Consider the following 5,927-nt stretch of genomic DNA (forward strand, 5'->3'; position numbering starts at 1 on the left):
GGCCTTGCCTCGGCCCAATTCCGGTTAGGGCTGGCACTGATTGACGGGAGCTTCGTCGCCCCGGATCCCGTGGCCGGGGAGGCGTGGATGCGGCGCGCCGCGCTGGCCGGCAACGTCGAGGCAGCCCACTTCCTGGGTGATCGGAACGCCAAGAGCCGGCCACCGGATTTTGCTGAAGCCGCAACATGGTATCGACGGGCCGCCGAGGCGGGCCACCAGGCCGCCGCGCGCGCACTGGCATCCCTGTATTTGACGGGAAACGGTGTTGTTAGGGATGAGAAAGAGGGGACACGCTGGCTGCGCACTGCAGCGGCCAGCGGGAACCAGGCAGCACAAGTAGACCTGGCCAACCTCGTGCTTCGAGGGGCTGGCGAGCCGGCAGATACTGCAAGTGTAGCCCGATGGTTCGAGGCAGCTGCATTGTCGGGCGACCTGACCGCTGCGTTCAATCTAGGGCTCTGTTTCACCAAGGGACTCGGTGTATGCCAGGACGACGGTCAGGCTGCGCGGTGGCTAAGACGGGCGGCCGAAGGCGTGGCCGAGGCTCAATACATGTATGCGCGCATGCTCAGGGATGGGCGTGGCGTGGTGGCCGACGCGCATCACGCTCGCGCTTGGTTTGCCGAGGCGGCCGAAGGTGGCGTGCTGGACGCCCAAGTGGCACTTGCGGAGATGCTGCTCAACGGGGGCGGCGGCAAGTGCTTGCCGGAGACCGCCGTGAAGCTGTTCGAACGGGCCGCCGCCGACGGTCATGCTGGGGCAATGTTTGCCTTGGGAGTGCTGCACAGTTCCGGGGAGGGCCTGCACATCGATCAGGTGGCGGCGCAGAAATGGTTTGCCGCCGCCGCCGAACGTGGGCACGGACAGGCCCAATTCATTCTGGGCCGGTATCTCTCCAGAGGTCTTGCCGGAGAGCGCAACCCAATGGCGGGCCGCCTTTGGCTTGAGCGCGCAGCAGCGCACGGGATCCAGGAAGCGGTCGAGGAGCTCGCGGATTTTGCCCCGGGTTGAAGCAGGACACAATATGAGCAAGCGCGCCGCCGACTTTCTACGCAGATGGATTCTCGACCATTTGCCGCCGCGAATTGAAGACCCCGCCCTTGTCGTGACCACCATGGCGGCCGACGCCGTACGGGCTGCCGAGGGCCAAGGCATGACGGACCAAGAGATCGATCAAGAGATCGCAAGCGTTTATGAAGCGATCATGTATACGCTCGAAGATCGCGCGTCAGATTTGGCGGGTTAGGTAAAAGTTCCGGCCGACTCGAGGTGCGCCTGTGCGCCAGTGATCATCAGAAGCCGTAGAAGGCGCAGAGCTTTCGCCGCCAACACTGACGCCGCCCCTGGTTTCGCAAGCATCATCCTCGCGTTTTAACCTTTTCCATCACGGTGAGGGCGTCGGTTTTGCTATTCGCGTTCCATGGAAACGCCTGCTGTTCGATGATAGTCAGTCCGGCACGTGCGCAAACATGCTCGACAAATCCCCTTGGCATGAAGTTCCGCCAATCTGGATTTTCCTTGAACGTTCCGGTCGGGTTTTCCGAGTAGTTCGAATGATGAAGGATAGCTCGCCCTCCAGGCTTCAAGACCGAGGCGACTTCCAAGATATAGGACGCTACCGTCAGCGGTTCGAAATGAACCATCGAGTCGTAGCTGAAAACGGAGGAAAAACGGTCCTTTTCAAAAGGAAGGCTCTTTCCGTCCGGCGAAAGGATCACGGTCACATGAGATGCGCTTGAAAATCGTTTCCTAGCTAATTCGGTGGCGTCGACTGAAGTGTCGATCAACGTCAGCCGCCTGCAGCGGCCCACGATCTGCGCCGAATGGCGGCCGGCACCGCTTGCTACGTCTAGCACGTCGTCTAGATCCAGATATTGCTCAAACACTTTGCGAAAACGGCTGTCCGGCGCCCAAAACCAAGCCAGCAACTCAGGCTTCTCGTACCGTTCAAAGTACTCATAGTCAGAGGCACCAAGATTACGCCACGTATCGGCGATTGCCTTGAGCTCAGCGTCAGCCTCAGTCACAAGCCTTACCTCTTAGCACCCCTTATCTTTTGCTCCAGATTTTAGAGGAATTACCTGTCAAAGGCAAAGGCAGGAGCCGAAAGTGCCATCGTCAGCACGCAGATAAATCGAACTTTTTTTCGAAGGGCGGGGCAATAGCTTCCGCATCATACCTAGAATTCTGCTGGATCCTCGTTCGTGGCAGACGTGCGTTTGGCGCTCGCGCTGGTCTGGCCCTGCATCCGATCGCGGCCACATCGATGCTGCGGCCGCGCTTGAACATTAATGCGACGTCGGTTTCTCAGTTGCCGCCTCAAGTGCGTCTATCGCATTTCTCACAGCTTGGCGCTTAGGCTCGATTGGTTCATCAGGGCGGAAATGAGAGAGCGAAAGTGTGGTGAAGGCGACAGTCAGGACGCCGATGAGGTCTCGCATTCTGAACCGATCTTCGACATCGGCTGCGACCCGCCACGCCAAGATGGCATCCCTTCCGCTATGCGTATCTTTGCCGTCTTGCTCAAGATCCTCTCGAAGCATCGCCAACGCCGCGACCCGGTCGACAAGCTGCGTCTCCGGATCGACCAGCAGCTCCAGGTCTACGTCGATAGGCTTGCGTTCTTCGGGCCAGCCGGCACAGCATGCCTTCAGGGCAGCGGTATGGGCCTCGCCCCACGCTTGTGCGGCGGCGCCGGCTTGATCATCCAACCCACCCTCAGGAAAACCGATGATGTCCCAGCCTTCGAGTGCAAAGGCGCCATCTGCCGCTTCCTCGGCTGTGAAACCGGCGCGCTCCAAGGCCCCCTCTGCTGCGGCAATCCCGCGTGTTATTTCCTCGGGTGAAGCGCCCGGAACTGACAAGATCAGAGCCATGACATTCTCCTGTGCCTATTTCAGCAATAGTGAACGAAAAGAGAACACTGAGTCAAGTCCGCGCTTGACGACAGAGGAATATGTTCCTTATTTCTGAGATGTGAGCAGGAAGGGCAATGGGAAAACGCCATAACGCGCCGAGCGGCGAAGCTATGTCCAAGTTGGAAGAAGCTGCTCAGCAGGCAATAGAGTCGGCCGGCGGCGACGCTGTGGTTGCCTTGTTGAAGGCCCTCGCAAGAAACGCTGAACTCGAGCACGAGCTCGCTCTTTCGCGTGCGGCTGTGTCGAACGGCTTTTCCCGCGGCCGGCACAGGGCGCCGCCGTTATGAGTTCCGACGGGGAAAAGACGCTTCTCGAAACCATCAGCCGGTCACGGATTTCACCCTCAGCATGGCTGCCTGCCATGCGGCAGTGCGTACGGCGACCAGGCATGCTGCTGGCCCACTTCAACAGCCGCCATGTGATGGAGAAACTCCTGACACCAGGCAAGGTAAAAATTCCGCCCCAGACGATCATCGACGGCAGCGTTCACGCCGGCTTGGACGTCTCCCTCGGGGACCTTCGCGAATGGCACACGTTGCGGGCCTGGTGCACAAAATGCTCGCATCATGCCGCGGTGAAGCTGGCCGGGTTGATCCGGCGGTATGGAAAGGGTGAGCTATTCAGCACAGTCGAACCGGCGCTGTTTTGCACGAGTTGCGAGAGGGGTGGCCCAGTTCGGCTGGAAATCCACAAACTTCCAAGAAATTGAAAGGGAGCTGGCAATGCACGACTTGATCGACTTCTTCCAGACCAACGGGGCTCTGGTGATCGCCAACCCTCTGCCCTTCCTTACTTTCGCTGTCCTTTTTGGAGGCGGAGGATTCATCGTCGGCCGCTATTTCCTTACCGAACGCATAGCCAATCTTGAGAGCCGTATTGCGCGGCGAGATGATGAAATCGCGGCGCTGAAAACACGCAAGGGCAAGACGGCAGTGCCGTCACTGATCCCAATCATGGGTACCTCGGCAATTGGCGAAAACGACGTAACACCCATGCTGGCCAGATCGGCGTCGGCCGGGAACGCTGTCAGCGCCACCGCGTCAACGTCGTGGCTAAGCTTAGGCTGGCGGGGTCTATCATCTTCTGGAATTCAGACAGGGTCGCGGGAAAATTCCGCGCAAGATACCGAACAACGGGCGCGTTATCCATCAGGCGGTTGAGATAGCCGCGCGCTGCTACAAGTTCGAGGCCCCACGGACCAAGGTGCTCCGCGGCGTTCAAGAAATCCAGGCTTAGGGCGGCCAATTCGATTTCCATCGCTGCAATGTCGCTGGCATCGATACCGGCGAACTGCATTCGCGAGACCGAAGGCGCGGCGAGCTGCGTTTGCGGCGTCAGAGCGACCAACACTCTTGCCCAGTGGAGCCTCACTCTGTCCAGCCCGATCATCAGTCGTGTAATTTCTATCTGCCGGCTTGGCACGACTTTCCGTAGCAGGCAAAAAATGCCCGCTGGCACGGGGCCGTCTTCCAACAATTCGAGAGCGTCAAGGCAAATCCCCGCAACCAGCTGTCGGTTGATAACCGAGGTCGGTTTCTCGTCACCAATGGGAGCGCGATTGCCTCGGATTCTTTCCGCAAGCCGCATTGGAAGGGATCCAAGGCGTTCCGCTTCCATCAGCGCCCGAAACGCATTTACAGTCGTCAGTTTTCCAAAGTGCGCGGCTATCGTCTCCAGCCCTGCCTGCGACGCGTTTGCCTCTCGGATGAAGAGCCGCATTCTTTCGCATTGACAGTCGTAGGTGGCACGCAACTGGTATGAATAGAGCTTCTGCGGCCCCTGCAAATCACTGATCAGATCGACGGTGTGACGGCTGATCTTCACGGCCTGAGTCATGACAATGCTGGTCCCTCCAGACGAACCCGCCGCGCCAGCTCGACCAAGGGGTCCATCGACTGGAACAGAAACGCGTCAATGCCGGCGTGGTTGTTTGCCGTCAGCATAGTTGTGCGGCGTTGCACCTGATACGTCGGACCGATCAGGTAGTCTCGGACCGAAACATTGTCAGGGTTCATTCTGATCAGCACAGAAATGTCGGCCTCGGGAAGGCGCTCCTGCGAGTATGCCCAATGAGGACAGCCGAAACGCTCGGGATGACAGCGCGCGATCCAGACCGCAACGGTGAATTCGTCATTGACGCTTACGAGTTTGGTCTCTGGGTCATAGCGCGCCAGTCCGCCGGCCAGGCCAATCGATGCCACAAGGTCTTCAATGATTTTCCGACGGCGTCGATGAAGCTGGTCGTTGATGTGGAACCACCCATTGTTCGGGGGGTCAAATCCGACCAGTTTGTAAACCGCGTAGAGGCTTCCGAAACGCACCTGGTAGGTGCTGACGCTCACACAACCTGGTGCCGCATTGATAATATGTTCCGACAACTTTCCTCGCTCAACCAGCAGCTTGGAAAGATCTGCCAACATCCGCTCGTTGCTGAGGGGCGCGCGGGCATCCGCGACGGCCCTTGCGCGCAGAAACACCTTGCGGTCGAGGATGGGCTCGCAAGACTTTTCCGCGCGTACCCATGTAGACGCGGGATTTCTCGCCCTCTTGCCATGAAGCTTCTCGGATTTTCTGTTCCATACGATGTTGCCGATGTAGCGTTCGTTGTTCAGGACCGTATGCACCGTATTGCTCGTCCATGTCCGGCCCATCTCCGTAAGCACACCCCGCTTGTTGAGCGCGCGCACGATTTCGATCCGGGATTTGCCCTTCACAAACTGGCTGAATATCCAGCGCACGACGGCAATCTCTTCCGGCGGACCTGGCACCAGCACAACCCGGTCGGATGCCAGGCCTTTGTACTGTCTGCGTTTAAGGATGAATTTAGGCTCGCCTGCCTCATCCACCAGGAGGCGCCTGAGACCGTACCCCGCGAGGCCGCCCCCGCAGAAACCCATTTTCACCACGCGCCTTTGGCCGAGAAAGACCTTTATCGAAAGCATGCGGCTCAACTCGGCCGCCATGCTGCGCTTGATGGCCTTGAGCACGTCTGAACCGATGGTGCCATCG

General features: G+C 59.0%; 7 protein-coding genes. 3 read left to right on the forward strand and 4 right to left on the reverse strand.

Annotated elements, in window-relative coordinates:
- Both EOA36_RS24740 and EOA36_RS24745 read left to right on the forward strand, forming a co-directional pair.
- Positions 1-1,011 (forward strand): tetratricopeptide repeat protein (locus tag EOA36_RS24740; protein ID WP_145969290.1); only part of this gene is annotated, 1,011 nt, incomplete at its 5' end.
- Positions 1,012-1,024: 13 nt separating this feature from the next.
- Positions 1,025-1,246 (forward strand): DUF768 domain-containing protein, encoded by a 222-nt coding sequence (locus EOA36_RS24745; protein ID WP_127279809.1) that lies wholly within the window; start codon positions 1,025-1,027, stop codon positions 1,244-1,246.
- 112 nt (positions 1,247-1,358) lie between these two features.
- On the opposite strand, the gene EOA36_RS24750 is transcribed toward EOA36_RS24745, so the two are convergent.
- Positions 1,359-2,027, reverse strand: coding sequence for a class I SAM-dependent methyltransferase (locus EOA36_RS24750; RefSeq protein WP_127279810.1), 669 nt, complete (start codon positions 2,025-2,027; stop codon positions 1,359-1,361).
- 261 nt (positions 2,028-2,288) lie between these two features.
- Positions 2,289-2,876 carry a hypothetical protein gene (locus EOA36_RS24755; RefSeq protein ID WP_127279811.1) on the reverse strand — a complete coding sequence of 196 codons (588 nt, stop codon included), beginning with the start codon at positions 2,874-2,876 and terminating at the stop codon, positions 2,289-2,291.
- Between the two features lie 430 nt (positions 2,877-3,306).
- On the opposite strand from EOA36_RS24755, the gene EOA36_RS24765 reads away from it, so the two are divergent.
- Positions 3,307-3,627, forward strand: coding sequence for a hypothetical protein (locus EOA36_RS24765; protein ID WP_245464458.1), 321 nt, complete (start codon positions 3,307-3,309; stop codon positions 3,625-3,627).
- A 317-nt stretch (positions 3,628-3,944) separates the two neighbouring features.
- Here EOA36_RS24765 and EOA36_RS24775 read toward each other — a convergent pair whose 3' ends face one another.
- Both EOA36_RS24775 and EOA36_RS24780 read right to left on the reverse strand, forming a co-directional pair.
- Positions 3,945-4,754, reverse strand: a complete 810-nt coding sequence (locus EOA36_RS24775) for a plasmid partitioning protein RepB C-terminal domain-containing protein (protein ID WP_127279814.1) — start codon at positions 4,752-4,754, stop codon at positions 3,945-3,947.
- The coding region (locus EOA36_RS24780; protein WP_145969291.1) for a recombinase family protein at positions 4,751-5,927 on the reverse strand (1,177 nt) is incomplete at its 5' end. The genes EOA36_RS24775 and EOA36_RS24780, both read right to left, overlap by 4 nt.

The sequence above is a fragment of the Mesorhizobium sp. M8A.F.Ca.ET.021.01.1.1 genome, assembly GCF_003998025.1.
In the GTDB taxonomy this organism is placed as follows: domain Bacteria; phylum Pseudomonadota; class Alphaproteobacteria; order Rhizobiales; family Rhizobiaceae; genus Mesorhizobium.

Excerpts from the sequence above, each read along its gene's own strand:
- EOA36_RS24765 (WP_245464458.1), top strand. The coding sequence starts at position 3,307 with ATGCTGCTGGCCCACTTCAACAGCCGCCATGTGATGGAGAAACTCCTG.
- EOA36_RS24745 (WP_127279809.1), top strand. The coding sequence starts at position 1,025 with ATGAGCAAGCGCGCCGCCGACTTTCTACGCAGATGGATTCTCGACCAT.
- EOA36_RS24755 (WP_127279811.1), bottom strand. The coding sequence starts at position 2,876 with ATGGCTCTGATCTTGTCAGTTCCGGGCGCTTCACCCGAGGAAATAACA.
- EOA36_RS24775 (WP_127279814.1), bottom strand. The coding sequence starts at position 4,754 with ATGACTCAGGCCGTGAAGATCAGCCGTCACACCGTCGATCTGATCAGT.